General features: G+C 63.0%; 15 protein-coding genes. 8 read left to right on the forward strand and 7 right to left on the reverse strand.

All coding sequences use genetic code 11. The annotated features are described in order from the left end of the window. Both tsaE and BUC40_RS13035 read right to left on the reverse strand, forming a co-directional pair. Positions 1-468 carry a tRNA (adenosine(37)-N6)-threonylcarbamoyltransferase complex ATPase subunit type 1 TsaE gene (gene tsaE, locus BUC40_RS13030; protein ID WP_073266347.1) on the reverse strand — a complete coding sequence of 156 codons (468 nt, stop codon included), beginning with the start codon at positions 466-468 and terminating at the stop codon, positions 1-3. After that, positions 456-1,955: a bifunctional ADP-dependent NAD(P)H-hydrate dehydratase/NAD(P)H-hydrate epimerase gene (locus tag BUC40_RS13035; RefSeq protein ID WP_073266349.1), complete on the reverse strand. Its 1,500-nt coding sequence runs from the start codon at positions 1,953-1,955 to the stop codon at positions 456-458. The genes tsaE and BUC40_RS13035 overlap by 13 nt, the downstream gene beginning before the upstream one ends. Positions 1,956-2,013: 58 nt before the next feature. On the opposite strand from BUC40_RS13035, the gene queG reads away from it, so the two are divergent. Then, positions 2,014-3,084: a tRNA epoxyqueuosine(34) reductase QueG gene (gene queG, locus BUC40_RS13040; protein WP_073266351.1), complete on the forward strand. Its 1,071-nt coding sequence runs from the start codon at positions 2,014-2,016 to the stop codon at positions 3,082-3,084. A gap of 101 nt (positions 3,085-3,185) precedes the next feature. Here queG and orn read toward each other — a convergent pair whose 3' ends face one another. Together orn and BUC40_RS13050 are read right to left on the reverse strand one after the other, a co-directional pair. Next, the gene (orn, locus tag BUC40_RS13045; protein ID WP_073266353.1) at positions 3,186-3,728 is read right to left on the reverse strand and encodes an oligoribonuclease; all 543 of its coding nucleotides are present in this window, start codon (positions 3,726-3,728) and stop codon (positions 3,186-3,188) included. A 28-nt stretch (positions 3,729-3,756) separates the two neighbouring features. Next, entirely contained in the window at positions 3,757-4,548 is a 792-nt protein-coding gene (locus BUC40_RS13050; protein WP_073266355.1) for a class I SAM-dependent methyltransferase, read from the reverse strand. Between the two features lie 118 nt (positions 4,549-4,666). On the opposite strand from BUC40_RS13050, the gene rsgA reads away from it, so the two are divergent. Next, positions 4,667-5,698: a small ribosomal subunit biogenesis GTPase RsgA gene (gene rsgA / locus BUC40_RS13055; protein WP_073266357.1), complete on the forward strand. Its 1,032-nt coding sequence runs from the start codon at positions 4,667-4,669 to the stop codon at positions 5,696-5,698. 31 nt (positions 5,699-5,729) lie between these two features. On the opposite strand, the gene motB is transcribed toward rsgA, so the two are convergent. Both motB and motA read right to left on the reverse strand, forming a co-directional pair. Further along, positions 5,730-6,764: a flagellar motor protein MotB gene (gene motB, locus BUC40_RS13060; protein WP_073266359.1), complete on the reverse strand. Its 1,035-nt coding sequence runs from the start codon at positions 6,762-6,764 to the stop codon at positions 5,730-5,732. A 5-nt stretch (positions 6,765-6,769) separates the two neighbouring features. Then, on the reverse strand, positions 6,770-7,621 hold the full coding sequence (motA, locus tag BUC40_RS13065; protein WP_073266361.1) for a flagellar motor stator protein MotA: 852 nt from the start codon (positions 7,619-7,621) through the stop codon (positions 6,770-6,772). 123 nt (positions 7,622-7,744) lie between these two features. On the opposite strand from motA, the gene BUC40_RS13070 reads away from it, so the two are divergent. The 5 genes from BUC40_RS13070 (at position 7,745) to BUC40_RS13090 (ending at position 15,104) form a co-directional block, all read left to right on the forward strand. After that, the gene (locus BUC40_RS13070; protein WP_073266363.1) at positions 7,745-9,253 is read left to right on the forward strand and encodes an HDOD domain-containing protein; all 1,509 of its coding nucleotides are present in this window, start codon (positions 7,745-7,747) and stop codon (positions 9,251-9,253) included. A 66-nt stretch (positions 9,254-9,319) separates the two neighbouring features. Continuing rightward, a complete protein-coding gene (locus tag BUC40_RS13075) occupies positions 9,320-10,135 on the forward strand; it encodes a rhodanese-like domain-containing protein (RefSeq protein ID WP_073266366.1) in 816 nt (271 codons plus the stop codon). 62 nt (positions 10,136-10,197) lie between these two features. Next, positions 10,198-11,049: an archaetidylserine decarboxylase gene (asd, locus tag BUC40_RS13080; RefSeq protein ID WP_073266368.1), complete on the forward strand. Its 852-nt coding sequence runs from the start codon at positions 10,198-10,200 to the stop codon at positions 11,047-11,049. A 128-nt stretch (positions 11,050-11,177) separates the two neighbouring features. After that, positions 11,178-12,977, forward strand: a complete 1,800-nt coding sequence (locus BUC40_RS13085; protein WP_073266370.1) for a molecular chaperone — start codon at positions 11,178-11,180, stop codon at positions 12,975-12,977. A 63-nt stretch (positions 12,978-13,040) separates the two neighbouring features. Continuing rightward, complete coding sequence (locus BUC40_RS13090) at positions 13,041-15,104, forward strand: GGDEF/EAL domain-containing response regulator (protein ID WP_073266372.1); 2,064 nt, start codon at positions 13,041-13,043, stop codon at positions 15,102-15,104. Between the two features lie 41 nt (positions 15,105-15,145). Here BUC40_RS13090 and serB read toward each other — a convergent pair whose 3' ends face one another. Then, positions 15,146-16,348 (reverse strand): phosphoserine phosphatase SerB, encoded by a 1,203-nt coding sequence (gene serB, locus BUC40_RS13095; protein WP_073266374.1) that lies wholly within the window; start codon positions 16,346-16,348, stop codon positions 15,146-15,148. A gap of 179 nt (positions 16,349-16,527) precedes the next feature. Here serB and BUC40_RS13100 point away from each other — a divergent pair, with 179 nt between their 5' ends. Next, a complete protein-coding gene (locus tag BUC40_RS13100) occupies positions 16,528-18,054 on the forward strand; it encodes an AhpA/YtjB family protein (protein WP_073266376.1) in 1,527 nt (508 codons plus the stop codon). Positions 18,055-18,252: the final 198 nt, after the last annotated feature.

Consider the following 18,252-nt stretch of genomic DNA (forward strand, 5'->3'; position numbering starts at 1 on the left):
TCATGCTCCAGCTGCCAAAACGGCACACCAGCTTTCACCCTTCGCACCATGACTGCGAAGCAGCAGCGACCGGCCACCGGCTCGCGGGCTAATGGTAATGTCCAGGTCGGCCTTTGGCAAAACGCCTGCGCCGCGCTGTGGCCATTCAATCAGGCACAAAGCATCGCCTTCGAAGTAATCGCGAATACCGAGAAACTCCAGCTCCTCGGGATCGACCAGGCGATAGAGGTCGAAATGGAAGGCGCGAATTTCGCCAATCTCGTAAGGCTCGACCAGGGTAAAGGTTGGGCTCTTGACTGCACCCTGGTGCCCGAGCCCGCGCAGCATGCCGCGCGACAGCGTGGTTTTGCCGGCGCCCAGATCACCTTCAAGGTAAATCACGCCGCGCCCCGCAGTGGCCGCAGCAATGCGCGCGCCGAGCGCCAGCATGGCGTCTTCATCGGCGGCGAACAGTTCTAATTCCGACAAGCGGCTCGCTCCTGTAACAAATGACGGATAGCGTCGCACAGATCGCCCGCCACCAGACCATTTCCTTTATATGCCAGTGATTCACCCGCGCAGGCATGAACCCAGACACCAAGACTGGCGGCATTCCAGGCACTGCAACCCTGAGCGATCAACGCGCCGATCAATCCGGCCAGCACATCGCCCAGACCGGCGCCGGCCATCACCGGGTCACCACGATCACAGACCAGCAGCTGGCCAGCAGGATTCGCGACGAGCGTGCCAGCACCTTTAAGCACGCAGACCACGTCATAACGCTGGGCCAGCACCCTGGCCGCGGCCGGTCGATCCGCCTGCAGCGCCGCTGTCGAGATGCCCAGCAAGCATGCCGCTTCGCCGGGGTGCGGGGTGATGACGCCGCCGGCAGCTATACGCACCGCCCCCGCGGCCAGCAGATTGAGCGCGTCGGCATCCCATACCTGGGCGCTGCCAGAGGCAGCTGCGGCCGACAGCAGGCTGCGGCCCCAGGGGGCTAGGCCAAGCCCGGGGCCGACGACCCACACCGTGATCGTGTCAGCCAGGGCATGCAGCTGATTGGCTGAGGCAACCGCCAGGCTCATCACTTCCGGCAGGCGGGCTTGCGCTGCGGCTACATGCTCGGCACGGGTGGCCAGCGACACCATGCCCGCACCACTGCGCAATGCGCTTTGTGCCGACAACAGCGCCGCGCCGCCGGTGGCGTGGTCGCCGCCGACTACTAGCACATGACCGAGCTGGCCTTTATGGGTGGTTGGCTGGCGTACCGGCACCTGCGGCAGAACATCACCTGCCAGACGCCGTGCAGCAGATTGCTGACTCGATACGATCGTGGAATCGGCTTGTAATGAATCGAACACCAGGTGACCGACATGATCGAGTGCCGCGCCGACGTACAGGCCGAGCTTCAAGCCAATCAGGGTGACGGTGAGCTGCGCCTTTACCGCCGCGCCAAGCACCTGCCCGGTATCGGCACAAATCCCCGACGGAATATCTACCGCCAACACGGGGCAGCCACTGCGGTTGATCCATTCGATGACCGCCGCATACGGCTCGCGCACCTCGCCACTGAGGCCGGTACCGAGCAACGCGTCGATCACAACACCGCGTACTTCGCAGCCCTCGCTCCAGGCAAGCACCTCAACGCCGGCCGCCACGGCCTCGTCGTGCGCCAGTGCAGCATCCCCCTGCAGACGGCCTGACTCGCTGACAGCCAGAATCTGTACCTGCCAGCCGGCACGCTTTGCCAGCGCTCCCACCAGGTAACCGTCGCCGGCATTATTGCCCTGCCCGGCCAGCACGGTCACGGCGCCAGCGTCAGGCCACTCGCGGCGCAGAGCCCGCCAAATGGCATGGGCGGCACGGCCCATCAGCTCGAAACCGGGCGTACCGGCAGCGATCAGCGCAGCATCCAGCGCCCGCACCTGATCAGCGCTGTAGAGCGCGAGAGGAAGATCGTCTGATGAATGCCGCATGCCTGAGCTCCAATGTCTGGCAGAATTATACGCCGCCTACTGCAGATTCCCGCCCAGCATGACCGACGCCACCCTCGACCTCGACAGCCTCGCCCAGTCCATCAAGGACTGGGGCCGTGAGCTGGGTTTCCAGCAGGTGGGCATCAGCGGCCTGGAACTGGGCGAGCACGAAGCCCACCTGCAACGCTGGCTGGATGCGGGCTATCAAGGCGAGATGGACTATATGGCCGCGCATGGCCGCAAACGTTCACATCCCGATGAGTTGGTGCCCGGCACTCTGCGCGTGGTGTCGCTGCGCATGGACTACCTGCCCGGCGACACGCAGATGGCGCAGCGCCTGCAGGAGCCGGAAAAAGCCTATGTGTCGCGCTACGCCCTCGGTCGTGATTACCACAAGCTGATCCGCAAACGCCTGCAACAGCTGGCCGAACGCATCCAGCAGGCCATCGGGCCATTCGGCTATCGCGCCTTCGTCGACAGCGCGCCAGTGCTGGAAAAGGCTATCGCCGAACAGGCGGGCCTCGGCTGGATCGGCAAGAACACGCTGGTGCTCAACCGCAAGGCCGGCAGTTACTTCTTTCTCGGCGAGCTGTTCGTCGACATCCCGCTGCCCGAGGACGCGCCCCACGCCAGCGAACACTGCGGGCGCTGCAGCGCCTGCCTGGACATCTGCCCGACCGCCGCCTTCGTCGGCCCCTATGTGCTGGATGCACGGCGCTGCATTTCCTACCTGACCATCGAGCTGAAAGGCCCCATTCCCGAAGACTTGCGCGCGCCCATCGGCAACCGCGTGTTCGGCTGCGATGATTGCCAGATGGTTTGCCCCTGGAACCGTTTCGCCAAAGCCACCGAACAGGGCGACTTCCAGCCGCGGCACAGCCTGGACAATGCCGAGCTGGCCGAGCTGTTTCGCTGGAGCGAGGAGGAGTTTCTCAGCCGCACCGAGGGCTCGCCGCTGCGCCGCGCCGGTTACGAGCGCTGGCTGCGCAACCTGGCTGTGGGCCTGGGCAACGCGCCGTCGAGCATCCCCGTGCTGGAGGCACTGGAAGCACGCCGTGAGTATCCGTCGGAGCTGGTGCGCGAGCATGTGCAGTGGGCGCTGGAACAACACGCCCAGCGCCAGAACTGATTCAGCTCAATAGCCTGGGTCGAGCGCAGCGATACCCAGCTTTTCGCAGCTTTCCCGGGGTATGCCTATGGCGACCCCGGGCTACGACGCAATTGCAGCCTTCAGACCTTCAGCAGGTGCTGGCGGTAGTACTTGAGCTCGGCGATGGACTCGCGGATATCGTCAAGCGCCTGGTGCGTGCCGGTTTTCACGAACCCTTCCTTGACGCCTGGCGCCCAGCGCTCGGCAAGAATCTTCAGGGTCGAAACGTCCAGGTAGCGATAGTGGAAGTAGGCTTCCAGCGCCGGCATGTACCTGTAGAGAAAGCGACGATCCTGGCCGATGCTGTTGCCGCAGATCGGCGACTTGCCCTTAGGCACCCACTTTTCCAGAAACGCGATGGTCTGCGCTTCGGCTTCAGCCTGGCTGATCTTGCTTTCGCGCACGCGCTGGGTCAGGCCGCTTTCGCCATGAGTGCGGGTGTTCCACTCATCCATGGCCGCCAGGCGCTCGTCGCTCTGGTGCACGGCAATCACCGGGCCTTCGGCCAGCACGTTGAGCTCGGTATCGGTGACGATGGTCGCCATCTCGATGATGACGTCCGTTTCAGGATCCAGCCCGGTCATTTCCAGGTCGATCCAGATCAGATTCTGTGGGTTCTGCATGCTGCGCTCCTCTAATAGGCCTGACATTCTAGCCAATCTCCCAGAGCAGCAGGCGCGAATTGCGCCAGTCTTTCAGCTCCACGACACGCTGCGGCGCTACGCCAGGGATTTCGAAGGTATTGCTGATCAGCCAGGCGTTTTTCGGCAGCTCCCCGCGAGCTTTGTCCCAAAGTGCTGGCATCGGCGCAGGCGATAAAAAGCAGTAAGCGACATCGATGGTGCTCAGGTCGGTGCGCCACAGGTTCTGATAGCGAATCCGGCAGTTGCGCTGAGCGACACAGCGCAGCCAGGCGATGGCGAAGGACAGCGGCGCGGTTTCTACCCCCACGAACTGCGCCTGTGGAAAACGTCGCGCCAGCCACATCAAGGTGCCTGCTGGGCCGCAACCGAGATCGACTAAAGTGAAGCGCTCGCCGCGGCCTTCGAGCAGGCAGGCCAGTGCATGGCGAGTACCGGCGCCGGTCAGGTAAAGCGGCACGCGCTCGCCGAAGCTGTTCCAGTTGAGCAACAGCAGCAGCAGAAAACCGAGCAGAAATAGCCAGGAGGGCAAAGGTGCGCCGCTGGCCAGCAGCAACCCGGGCACGAACAGCAGGTTCAGCCACCACCACCAGCGCGAAAGCCCCAGCCAGCGCGCCAGGCTTGCAGCCAGCAGGCCATGCAACAGCCCGGCAGCCAGCGGGCTGGGCCGGAACGCCGACAGATGCGCAGCTGCGACAATCGCCAAACCTATGACGAAGGTAACGACGACCTGGATGATCAGGGCCAATAAGGCGGGGTAACGTTCGCCCAAGCGGTGCAACGCGCGTTGAAAAACTGCCATGCCGACAGAGCTCGCTGAAAGACGGTTGGCCAGTTTAGCTTCAGCATCTGCAAATTGCCGCCCCATCAGCCGTGCTAGAATCGCTGCCATTTCAAGCGCAGCACAACTCGGAAGTCTCATGGCCAAACGCCAACTCAACCGCCGGCAAAACTGGCGCATCGAAAAAATCCAGGGCGAGCGCGCCGCTCGCGCTGCCAAGCGCGAGTCCCGCGTGGTGGAAACCCTGGAAGGTGGCGACCTGGGCCCGGAGCAGACAGGCCTGGTGATCGCCCACTTCGGCGTGCAGGTGGAAGTCGAAGCCACCGACGGCGAGCTGAATGGCCAGATATTCCGCTGCCACCTGCGCGCCAACCTGCCAACCCTGGTAACCGGCGACCGTGTGGTATGGCGCCCTGGCAACCAGGGCATCGGCGTAATCGTTGCCCAGCTGCCCCGCGATACCGAACTGTGCCGACCGGATACCCGCGGCCAGTTGAAACCAGTGGCCGCCAACGTCGATTTGATCGTTATCGTCTTCGCGCCACTGCCCGAACCGCACGCCAACCTGATCGACCGTTACCTGGTTGCTGCCGAACATGCCGGCATCCGCCCGCTGTTGTTGCTCAACAAGGCCGACCTGATTGACGCACAGAACGAAACCGCGCTGAACGCCCTGCTCGGCGTTTACCGCCAGCTGGGTTATCCGCTGCTGGAAGTGTCCGCGCTGGAAGGCGATGGCATGGAGCTGCTCAAGAAGCAGCTCGACGGCAATATCAGCGTGTTCGTCGGCCAGTCCGGCGTGGGCAAATCGTCGCTGGTCAACAGCCTGCTGCCGGGCGTCGATACCCGCGTCGGGGCGCTGTCCGAGCTGACTGGCAAGGGCACGCACACCACCACCACGGCCCGGCTGTTTCACTTCCCGGGTGGCGGTCAGCTGATCGACTCACCGGGTATCCGTGAGTTTGGCCTGGTGCACGTCAGCCGTGACGATGTGGAAGCGGGCTTCATCGAGTTTGCCGACCTGCTCGGCCACTGCCGCTTCCGCGACTGCAAGCATGACCGCGAGCCAGGTTGCGCGCTGCTGAAGGCGCTTGAAGATGGGCGGATTCAACCGCAGCGGATGAACAGCTACCGACACATTCTGGCCAGCCTGCCAGAACCCGAGTATTGATCTGGTCCGCACGCGCTGGCGTGCGAGCCGATCACTCCTTCGGCTGATCCATCTTCAACGTGCCGTCCTCGAAGATGTTCAGCTTCTCGCGTACCTGATCACTGGACAGCGGCGCTGCGGTAGGCGCCGCGCCTGAAGCAGCGCCTGTATCACCGAAAGGCGCACCCGGCGCGGGATCCGGCGCCAGCGCACCACCGCCCTGCTCGCCTTCGATGTTGCGCTGCGCCTTCTTGGTCAACACTACGATATCGATACGCCGGTTCACCGGGTTGAACGGATCGTCACGGTCGAATAGCGCCGACGAGGCATAGCCGACTACGCGCGCCACCTGCGCATCGTCATAGCCGGCAGCGATCAGTACGCGCCGCGCCGCGTTGGCACGGTTTGCCGACAGTTCCCAGTTGCCGAAACCACCGGCGCCGGCAAAAGGTTTGGCATCCGTGTGGCCGCTGATGCTGATCTTGTTGGGCACCGCCTTGATGGTCTCGGTCAGGGCGAACAGGATGTCTTCGAAGTACGGCTGCAACTGCGCGCTACCGAGGGCGAACATCGGTCGATTCTCGGCATCGACGATCTGGATACGCAGACCATCCTGGGTGATTTCGAAGAGGATCTGATCCTTGAAACGCTGCAGCTGTGGATCCTGCTCGACCTTGTTCTGCAACTCCTGCAACAGCAGCTCCAGGCGCTCGCGCTCGACCTCTTCGGCCTTGGCTTCGGCCTGCTCGGCATCCAGTTCCGCAGGGTCTTTAGGATCGGTATCCGCCTGATCGCCCGGCGCCTCTTGGGGCTGTTCGTTGAGGGTGCGATCTGGCGACGGTGTCGGCGAGCCGCCAAGATCGATCACGTAGGGGCTCGCACTCTCGGAAAAGCCGATGGGATCTTTGAAGTAACCGGAGATCAACTTCTTCTGTTCGGGCGTGGCCGAGGACATCAGCCACATCACCATGAAGAACGCCATCATCGCCGTGGCGAAGTCGGCGAAGGCGATCTTCCAGGCGCCACCATGGTGGCCGCCGGCAACCTTCTTGACCCGCTTGACGATAATCGGCTGGTTGTTTTCCATGGTACTTAGCTTCCGCGCATGGCCTGTTCAAGCTCGCTGAAGCTTGGGCGATGCGCCGGATAAAGGGTCTTGCGCGAGAATTCCACGGCCAGCGTCGGCGGCATGCCGGACGCGGAGGCGACCAGACCAGCCTTGATGGCCTCGTAGACGTTCAATTCTTCCTTGGCGTCGTGCTCGAGCGCTGCAGACAGCGGGCCGAAGAAGCCATAGGAAGCAAGAATGCCGAGGAATGTACCGACCAGGGCGGTACCGACCTTCTCACCGATCTGCGCGTTGTCCGCTTCGGCAAGAATCGACATGGTGATCACGATGCCCAGTACCGCGGCGACGATACCCATCGCCGGCATGCCGTCGGCGATCTTCGCAACTGCGTGAGCAGGATGGTCCAGCTCCTCCTTGAGGCCAACCAGCTCCATATCGAAAAGGCCTTCGAGCTCATGGGGCGCCATGTTGCCCGACGACATGATACGCAGGTAATCGCAGATGAACGAGACCATGCGCTCATCGCCCAGTACCGCCGGGTACTTGCTGAAGATCGGGCTCGCGGCCGGGTCTTCGAGGTCGGCCTCGATGGCCATCATGCCCTCGCGGCGCGCCTTGTTGAGAATTTCGTAAAGCAGGCGCAACACTTCGAGGTAGTAATCGTGGGTAAAGCGCGACTTGAACATCTTCAAGGACTTCTTGAAGACGGTCATGAACATGCTGCCCGGGTTGGCCTGCAGGAATGCACCCAGCGCAGCGCCGCCAATGATCAGCACTTCGAAGGGGTGCACCAACGCCATTAGATGGCCGCCAGATGCGACGAAACCGCCGAAAACGCAGGCGAATACAACGATGATGCCGATGATTTTGGCCATAGGAGCAAACTTAAGAAGGTGAAAAGAAAGAGCGACTGCGCGAATCACCCCTTCTACTTATCGGAAGAGATGCGCCAGACTATAGTCAGTTAAGTCTAAAAAAAGCCATTTTGGCACACCCCCATGGTCGCAAGCACGCCGTTACCGCGCACTCTCGATGCCTGGCTCAAGCAGTTGGACGGTCAGGTATTGCCAATTGCGGCACATCATCACCAGCAGGTACGCCGCGCGCTGGGTGATAGCCGGCGCTCGCTGCGCGAGATTGCCGACCTGATGCAGGACAGCCCGGCGCTGGTGCTCAGCGTGCTACGCGAAGCCAACAGCAAGGGCAGCGCCCTGGGCGAAGCGGCGGAAAGTCTGGAGACAGCGCTCAACCGCCTCGGCCTCAAACGCGCCGAAGACTTGCTGGCGCGCCTACCGGCCCGAGCGACTAGCGACATTCCTCAGCCGCTGCGACAGATTCAGCTGATCAGCCAGCACGCTACCTATCAGGCTAACGGCTTGTTCGCTGCGCGCCTGGCGCGCCTGTGGCAGGAAATCCACTGGGGCAGCCTGCTGTTCCTGTCGCCGGTCTGGACGCTGCTGGCCGCCTACCCTCACCTGTTCGAAGCCTGGGAGCAGCGCGTGTTGGTCAAGGGCGAGCCGCCGGTGAAGGTCGAGCGTGAGATGCTCGGCGTATCGCTGTTCGAGCTGTGCCTGGGGCTGGCCGAACGCTGGCGACTGCCGGCGTGGATCACTCAGGGCTATCGCCTGCTGATCGATGATCGCCGCCTCCTCGCCAAGGCTTTGCACCTTGCCCGCCACGATGAACCGCTGCGCCAGCAGCAGGGCCTGGATGCCGACCCAGTCCTGCAGCGCTGGCTCACCCAGCCGGCGAACAGCATTCTTTTGGCCAACATTCTTGCCGTGTCCGCGCACAACGCCTGGAGCGGCCAGCACACGCGGCGCTGGCACGGGCTGACCAGTTTGTACCTGCAACTGCCCGTCGCAGAACTGCAGCAGCAGATTCACCAGAACGCCGCACACAGCGCACGCCAGCTGGATACCACGGGCCTCTGGCATCCCGCGCAAGCCTTGTTGTGGCCCTGGGACGCCCGGCACTTCCAGCCACCGAAAGCGACGCCCGCGCCGCAGACCACCGACTGGCGACAGCTGTGCACCCAGTTGTTGGCCCAGCCGTCGGCCTTCAGCAACGTCCAGCAGCTCACCGGCTGTGCTCGTCAGGCCGTGCAGGCCGCCGGCCTACCTCGCCTGGTCATGCTGCTCGCCGATCGCACGCACAGCCGCCTCCAGGTGCAGCAGCATGCCGGCGTGGCAGCCAACGCCGTCGGCATGACCCTCGATCCCACGCAAAGCCAGGTGTTGCGCCGCCTATTGCAGAAGCCTGCACAACTGCGCCTCACCCCGGCCAACGTCGCGCAGTTTTCTGCCCTACTGCCAGGCGATCTGAAAGCGCTGCTGCCCAGCGAGCATCTACTGATCCGCTCCCTGGCCAGCAATGATCGGGTGGTGATGCTGCTGTTCGCCGACCTGGAGGGCAAACCGATCACTGACGCCATCGTGCAGGCATTCACCAAAACCACTCAATGCATAGAGCGCGCACTGGACACCTTCAGCAAACGTCAGCGCTGAGCGCGGCCTCTTTCGCGCATTCTTCTGCGCTACAATCGCCCACTTAACTTTGCCCACGAGGCCTGCATGACAGCCTTCGCCGAATTGCCGCTGGTCATCGAGCCGGCGGATCTCGCCGCACGACTTGAAGCACCCGAGCTGATCCTGGTCGACTTGAGCAGCCAGCAGCGCTACCTGGCTGGGCACATCCCCGGAGCCCGCTTCGTCGATGGCAAACGTACCCAGGCCAGCGCGCCCGTGGCGCCAGGCCTGCTGCCCGACAAGGCGCAGCTCGAGAAGCTGTTTGGCGAGTTAGGCCATCGCGCGGATGCCACCTACGTGGTGTACGACGACGAAGGTGGTGGCTGGGCCGGCCGATTCATCTGGCTGCTGGATGTGATTGGCCACTCGCATTACCACTTCCTCAATGGCGGCCTGACCGCCTGGGAAGCGGAAGGCCTGCCGCTGAGCCAGCAAGCACCGGAGCCCGAGAACGCTCCCGTGTCGCTGACGCTCAGTGACGAGCCGACTGCCAGCGCCAGCTATCTGCAATCGCGCCTGGGCGCCGATGACCTGGCCATCTGGGATGCACGCTCGGCCGAGGAATATCGGGGTGAGAAAGTCCAGGCGGCGCGTGGCGGCCACATTCCCGGTGCTATCCACTTCGAATGGACCGCCGGCATGGACGCCTCCCGCGCCCTGCGCATTCGCGAGGATATCGCCGAGCAGCTGAACCGCCTCGGGCTGAGCGCTGACAAGGAAATCATCACCCACTGCCAGAGCCATCGCCGCTCCGGCTTCACTTACCTGGTCGCCAAAGCGCTGGGTTACCCGCGGGTGAAAGCCTACGCCGGCTCATGGGGCGAGTGGGGCAACCTGAGCGATACGCCTGTCGAACGTTAAGCACGACCTGACTGTCCATTTCATATGCCCGGCAAGCAAGGTCGGGCAGCCAAGGAATAACGATGAAAGAACGCCTGTTTATCCTCAGCCAGCACCTGATTCCGCACCATCTGCTGTCGCGCCTGATCGGCTGCGCCGCAGAGTGCCGCGCCGCCTGGTTCAAGAACCGCCTCATCGCCTGGTTCGCCAAGCAATATCAGGTCGACATGAGCGAGGCGCAGGTCGAAGACCTCTCCGCCTATGAGCACTTCAACGCATTCTTCACCCGCGCCCTGAAAGACGGCGCCCGCCCTCTGGACAATCAGCCGGGCGCAGTGCTGTGCCCCGCCGATGGCGCGATCAGCCAGCTGGGTCGCATCGAACACGGCCGGGTATTCCAGGCCAAGGGCCACAGCTACAGCGTGACCGAATTGCTGGGCGGCGATAGCGAGCGCGCGGCGCTGTTCATGGGCGGCGACTTCGCCACCGTGTACCTGTCGCCCAAGGATTACCACCGCGTGCATATGCCGCTGGCCGGCACCCTGCGGGAAATGATCTACGTTCCCGGCCGCCTGTTCTCGGTCAACCAGACCACCGCTGAAAACGTTCCCGAACTGTTCGCCCGCAACGAGCGCGTGGTGTGCCTGTTCGACACCGAGCGCGGGCCGATGGCCGTGGTGTTGGTGGGTGCGATGATCGTCGCCTCCATCGAGACGGTGTGGGCCGGCTTGATCACGCCGCCCAAGCGCGAGCTGAAAACCGTGCGCTACGACGAAGCCGCTCGCGCGCCGATCAGCCTTGAGAAAGGTGCGGAGCTGGGCCGCTTCAAGCTGGGCTCCACGGCTATCGTATTGTTCGGCCCCGAGCAGGTGAAGTGGGCTGAAGAACTGGGCGCCAACAGCCCGGTACGCATGGGCCAATTGCTCGGCCAATAATCCGGCCATGGGCCGCGCAGCCCTCTCCGGCGGCGCGGCAAAGGCTGCGATGATGGCCGGATGCTGCTAGAGTCGCTGAACCTGACCAATCAGACGAACGAATGCTGGCGCTGGAGTAACGAAGCTAGATGGATAAACAGAGCCCCCACCTTTTGCTCCGCGTCCCGACGCCGACCAAGCAGGGCCTGACTTTCTGCGACGCCACGCCACGCGACCTGAAACGCTGGATTGCCGGCCTGCCCAAGGCCAATATCGGTGAAACGGCACGCCAGCTGTACCAGGCGCTGATCGAGCTTAACCAGTTGCTGACGCCCTCGGACAATCGCCTGCAGTTGCTCGAACTGCTGCGCCCCGAAGTGTATTTCGTCTGTCAGCATCTGGAACGCCACTTCCTCAATCAGGCCATCGTGCTCGACGAGCGCCCGCGCAAGGTCGCGAACCTGTGCCAGGCGCTGCAGAACCACTTGGCGATCGGCTACAAGCTGATCATTTCGAGCCTGTCGTCCAAGCCCAATCGCGAGCGCAATGCCTTGTTGGGCACCGCGCTGCAGCGTGCGGTGCATAGCCTCAACGGCCCGTTGATTCGTACCAGCCAGCTGTACTGCCCGGTGCCGGAAGGCCTCTGGCTGGAGCTGCACCAGCTCTACCTGATCGCCCGCCAACAGGATTTGCACACGGTGGTGATTCGCGACCCACTGGCGCGCCATACCCAAGGCATGAGCGTCGAGCAGGTCTATGTGGTGGCCCTGCTGATCGGTTGCTCGCGCTGCAACCAGATGCGCCAGAACGCCATTGCTCGACTGGCCGAAGCCCTGGAGGCCTGGAGTACACTGGTCAACCTGCAGACTGCCGGGCATCCGTCGAGCATCTTCGCCGTCGCCCCACAACTCGATGGCCCGCCGCGCTACACCTCACTGTTCCAGCCGAGCGAGCTGCAAGGCGCACTGGGCATCGACCCGACGCCGCTGGTCGATGCCATCAAGGATCACCTGGAACTGCTGCCCGAAGATCGTTCCCGCTCGCGCCTGCAGGTGCCGGATGGTTTCACCCTGGACATGCTCCAGCACGCGGCAGCGGCCTGGGGCGACATTTCCGAGCGCACCTTCCAGCGCACCCAGGGCACCGGCAGCATGACCCTGTGCATTGGCATGAGCGCCCTGAACTACTACCTGGCCAATGGCCGGGCGTTCAGCGATATCCTCAAACAGCAGATCGACACCACCGCCTCGTTCAAACTCTCTACCGCCGCGCCTGATGTGTGGGCCAGCGCCCACGACGCACGCCGTGCCAACGATTGGGACAACGGTCTGCCCTTCGAAGAGATCGAATACCCCAAGCCTGCTTCCGAGCAGGATGACCAGGCCAACGCCGGGGAAAGCTACCCGACCTTCGCGCTGTCCATCGTCAATCACAGCCCGGGGGGCTACTGCCTGTCATGGCCCAAGGAAGTCCCCACTCAGCTGCAGGCAGGTGAGATTCTCGGCATCCGTGACACGCCTCAGCAGGGCTGGAGCGTTGCCGTGGTGCGCTGGATTCGTCAGGTGCGCGGCGGCGGCACGCAAATGGGCATCGAGCTGATCGCACCACACGCGCAATCCTGCGGCCTGCAACTGGTGCGCAAGGCCGAGCAAAACAGCCAATACTTGCGTGCCCTGCTGCTTCCCGAGATCGCGGCCATCTCTCGCCCAGCCACGCTGATCACGCCGCGCCTGCCGTTTCAGGAAGGCAGCAAAGTGCTGATCAACATCAATGGCAAAGAGCGCCGTGCAGTGCTGAGCCAGAAACAGGTCAGCACCAGCAGTTTCAGCCAGTTCGAATACCACGATCTGGAGCAAAAAGTCGCAGATCAAGCGACCTCCGTCACAGCCTCTGGCGCCAAGCGGCCGGCCGGGGAGGAAGACTTTGACTCACTCTGGAAGTCGCTGTAGATTGCGGGAAACCCTTAATTCCCCGCCTTTTTCTGCTGTTTTATCGCAGATTCGACTCCGCTAATGGCCATCGAAAAGAAAACCATCCGCCTGCTGATTCTCGAAGACTCGCAGAACGAGGCTGAGCGTCTCGTCAGCCTGTTCCGCAATGCCGGTAACGCCACACGCGTGCACCGCCTGATCTCGGCTGACGACCTGCTCGAAGCGCTCAAGCAAAACTGGGATCTGCTGATCTGCTCGCCGGTCAGCGACTGCCTCGATCCCCATGAAGCGCTTTCCAGCATTCGCAAGCAGGGCAAGGACATTCCGGTGATCATGCTGCTGGCCGACAACGAGCCGGACAGCGTCACCGAAGCGCTGATGCTCGGCGCCCAGGATGCCCTGCCCCAGGGTGAAGACGAGCGCCTGGTACTGGTCGCCCGCCGCGAACTGGTCAACCTCGAAGAGCGTCGGGCCCGCCGCGCCGCCGAAGTAGCCCTGCGCGAAGCCGAAAAACGCTGCCAGCTGCTGCTCGACAGTTCGGTCGACGCCATCGCCTACGTGCACGATGGCATGCACATCTACGCTAACCGCGCCTACCTGGAGCTGTTTGGTTTCGACGATGCCGAAGAACTCGAAGGCCTGCCGATGATCGACCTGATCGGCGCCAGCGATCAGAGCACCTTCAAGGACTTCCTGAAGAATCACCAGCAGATGGACAACCACGAGCTGGGCTGTGCCGGTGTACGCACTGACGACACCAGCTTTCCGGCACGCATCACCCTGTCGCCTGCAGCCTACGATGGCGAGCCATGCATCCAGGTGGTGATCCGCGCGGAAACCGGCAATGCCGAGTTGGAAGAGAAGCTGCGCGAAATCAGCAGCCTGGATCTGGTCACCGGCCTGTACAACCGCAGCCATTTCCTCGAGTTGATGGATAACGCCGCCCACCGCGCCGTGCATGACGAGCAGCCGGCCAGCCTGGCTTATATCCGCGTTGATCGCTACGCAAGCCTGCTTGCTGACATGGGCCTGGGCGCCATCGACCTGCTGCTTACCGACCTGGCAGGCCTGCTGCGCGCTCACTTTCCTCAAGATGCGCAACTGGCTCGTTTTGGCGATGACGTATTCGCCGTGCTGCAGACAGGCCTGTCGCCACAGCAACAGCGCCCGCTACTCGAAGCGCTGCTCAAAAAGGCCGAAGGCCATCTATTCGATATCAACGGACGCACCGCACAGACCACACTGTCCATTGGTGTGGCCGGTCTCAACGAGACCACCCCAAAGGCCGGAGAAGTCATCGACCGTGCGCAGCGCTGCGCCGACCAACTCGACGAGCCGGGCACTCTCAAGCTGTTCGACCCGGCCCAGGAACTGGCAGCCGCCGCCAGCCGTGGCAGCGTAGTCGCGATGGTGCAGCAGGCGCTGGAACAGAACAGCTTCCGCCTGTTGTTCCAGCCGGTGATCAGCCTGCGTGGCGATGAGTACGAGCACTATGAAGTGCTGCTGCGCTTGCTCAGCCCGTCAGGTCAGGAAGTGCCGCCAGGCGAATTCCTCGCTGTGGCAAGGGACTCGGGCATGGGCGAGAAAATCGACCGCTGGGTAATCCTCAGCTCGATCAAGCTGCTGGCCGACCACCGCTCCAAGGGCCACGCGACACGCCTGTTCGTGCACCTTTCGAGCGCCAGCCTGCAGGACCCGACACTGTTGCCGTGGCTCAGCGTTGCCTTGAAGGCGGCACGCCTGCCATCCGATGCTCTGGTGTTCCAATTCAGCGAGCCGGACGCCATTACCTACCTGAAACAGGTGAAGGCGCTGACGCACGGCTTGAAAGATCTGCACTGCCATATCGCGATCAGCCAGTTCGGTTGCGCGCTGAACCCGTTCAACACGCTGCGTCACTTACCGGTCGACTTCGTCAAGGTGGATGGCTCGTTCACCAAAGACCTGACCGACCCGGCCAATCAGGAAGCGCTGAAAACCATGCTCGCTAGCCTGCACAGCCAGGCGAAGCTGACCATCGTGCCGTTCGTGGAATCCGCCAGCGTGCTGGCCACTCTTTGGCAAGCGGGCACCAACTACATTCAGGGCTACTACCTGCAGGGCCCGAGCCAGTCGATGGACTACAACTTCTCGTCAGACGATTGATCGCCGGGGCAGCAGGGCTGCCCCGCTCTTGTTTAGCAGCCTCAGCGCTGCCCGTCGCGCACACCCAGCAGATAGAGCACGCCATCCAAGCCGAGAGTCGAGATCGCCTGCTTGGCCGATTGCTTGACCAGCGGTTTGGCGCGGAACGCCACACCAAGACCGGCAATGGCCAGCATTGGCAGGTCGTTGGCGCCATCGCCCACGGCGATGGTCTGCTCCAGCTGCAAACCTTCCTTTTGTGCCAGCTCGCGCAGCAGGTCGGCCTTGCGCTGGGCGTCGACGATAGGCTCGACGGCAACGCCAGTAACCTTGCCATCGACCACGGCCAGCTCGTTGGCGAACACGTAGTCGATGCCCAGCTTGGCCTGCAGCTGCTTGGCGAAGTAGGTGAAGCCGCCGGACAGGATGGCGGTCTTGTAGCCCAGGCGCTTGAGCTCGGCGAACAGTTTTTCGGCGCCTTCGGTCAGGCGCAGCGAAGCGCCGATTTCGTCCAACACACTGACATCCAGCCCCTTGAGCAGTGCCAGGCGCTCCTTGAAGCTGGCGCGGAAGTCCAGCTCGCCGCGCATGGCTCGCTCGGTGATTTCCGAGACTTTCTCGCCGACACCGGCAGCCTTGGCCAACTCGTCGATCACTTCGGCTTCGATCAGCGTCGAGTCCATGTCGAACACCGCCAAACGGCGATGGCGGCGTAGCAGCGAATCGGCCTGAAAGGCGATATCGATATTCAGCTCACCGGCCACACGCAGAAACTCGGCCCGCAGAGCGGCGCTGTCAGAGGGCTCACCGCGTACCGTAAATTCGAGGCAGCCGTTACCTGGCGGCGCGCCCAGCGAAATCGGCAGGGAGAGACGCTCGATACGCTCGATGCTCAAGCCCTGCTCGGCGGTCAGCGCACTGACGCGCTGCAATTGCTCGCCGGTAACCTGACGGCTCAACAGCGTGACAATATGGCGCTCGGTCTTCTGAGCCTCGACCCAACGCCGATAGTCAGCTTCGCTGAGCGGCTTGAACTGCGCTTGTTGATCGAGCTGCTCGGCTGCCGAAGAGACGTCTGCGCGCAGCGACTGAGCACGCGCGCTATCGTCAATTGCCACCACAATGCTGAGCGCCGAGACGCCATGAATCACGGCCTGGTCGATATCGAGAATGCTGACGCCAGCTTGGGCCAAAACGCCGACAACGGCAGCCGTGAGGCCGGCTCGATCTTCACCGGTTATGTTGATCAGGACGATTTCGCGCAAGGCGTACTCCGGGGCTCGCAGGACAATGGGCGGTCTGCCGAACGGCAATGTGCAGCAGGGCCGGTGAAAAAACGCACATTCTAACCATTTCAGCCACCTGCGGGTACGCGCGGCGCTTTGCCCTGTGCGGGCCGCTCGCTATACTGCGCGCCACTTCCAGTCAACGAGAGCCGAGCTCTGTGAACCGGCCCGCCCCCGTAAAGCCCGACAACTTCTTCCTCCTGCTCTTCCGTGCACTACGCCAACGTCGTGTGCCGCTGGTATTGCGCATCGTCAGCCACAGCTTGTTGCTGGTGGCCATGGCGCTGATGATCTATGCCTGGGTGATTGGCATGCAGTTCAAGCAGGCCATGCAGCAGCAAGCCGAAGCACTGGGAAGCAGCCTGATTACCCAGACGGCGGCCTCGGCCACCGAGCTGTTGGTGTCCAACGACATCCTCAGCCTCAACGTGCTGCTCAATAACCTGGTGAAGAACCCGCTGGTGGCCCACGCGGCCATCTATAGCGTGGATAACCGCATCCTCGCCGAAGCCGGCACCCGGCCGAGCAAGAGCATGCTCGGTGAAACCGAAGGCCTGTATTCGACGCCCATCACCTTTCAGGAGGTAATGGCCGGGCAACTGCGCATCAGCCTGGACATGCAGCAGTTCGAACAGCCGATGACCATCAGCCTGCAGAGCATGGGCATTCTCAGCCTGATTTTGCTGGCCTTGACCCTGTCGCTGAGCTTGCGCTTGGGCCGGCAGATTTCCACGCCGCTGATGCAGATGCGCGTTTGGCTGCGCGACCCGGATGATTACGCACCAGGCGGCAACCGCCAGGACGAAATCGGTGATCTGGCGCGCCAACTGCAATCGCGCCTGGCACCGGAAAAGCCGGAACCTGAGCCCGAGCCGGAATTCGACGACCTCGATGAGCTGGGCGAGGACTTCCTCGACGATGAGCACGAAGACGACCGCGATGAGCGTGACGAGCGCCCCGCTCCCAGCTTTGCGATGCGTGATCTGCGTGACACCCGCTTCGACAGCGAGGACGACTACGATCCGCCAAGCCGTCGCCGTGACGAACACGACGACGATGCCTTCGCCGACCTTTACGACAATGACGACAGCCCGGCCAAGCACGCCCCGGCCGCGCCAAGCAAAAGCGCCGTACTGGCGGTTCAGCTCGGTGCTCAGGAGCAACTGCGTCGCCTGCCACGCAGCCGCCTGATGGAGCTGCTGGAAAGCTATCGCGGCTGCCTGGACAAGGCTGCCACGCTCTACAAGGCCGAGCTGCATACGCTCAACGATGGCAGCAGCCTGATGCTGTTCCATCACGACACCAGCGGGGACGACTACCTGACCCACGCCATCTGCTGCGGCGAGCTGCTGCGTGCCCTCGGCCATGCCCTGCAGATCGAGGTTGCCGACAGCGGCATCACTTTGCATCTGCAACTCGGCCTGACCCTCGGCGAAGGCCTGCAAGGGATGAGTCAGGGCGACCTGCTGCTCAGTGAAACCGCCCAGGATGCCCTGGCGCTGTCGCAGCACAGCCGCAACCTGCTGCTGGTCGAGCGCCGCGTCGGCGAAGACGCCACCCTGCGCCAGCGTGCGCGCATCCGCGCCATCGCCAGCCCCGAGGGCGCCAGTTGCGTCGAGCGCCTGCTCGATCCGTACCCGGCACTGCTCGAACGGCAGATGGCTAAGCTGCGCGAAGAGCGCTAGCGCTTCAGCAGTAGAAATAAGAAAGGCCGGCGTATATGCCGGCCTTTCTTATGGAGCTAGATCGAAGAGAGATCATCTGTGAGAGCGCAGCATACCCGCAATTTTTCGCGGGCATGGCCCGCTCCCACAGATGCTGAATCACCAGCGCCGGCCTTGGCTTGGAGCAACCTTGTGGCCATGCTTAACCGCCACTTGCGA

The sequence above is a fragment of the Phytopseudomonas punonensis genome, from assembly GCF_900142655.1.
Lineage (GTDB): Bacteria > Pseudomonadota > Gammaproteobacteria > Pseudomonadales > Pseudomonadaceae > Aquipseudomonas > Aquipseudomonas punonensis.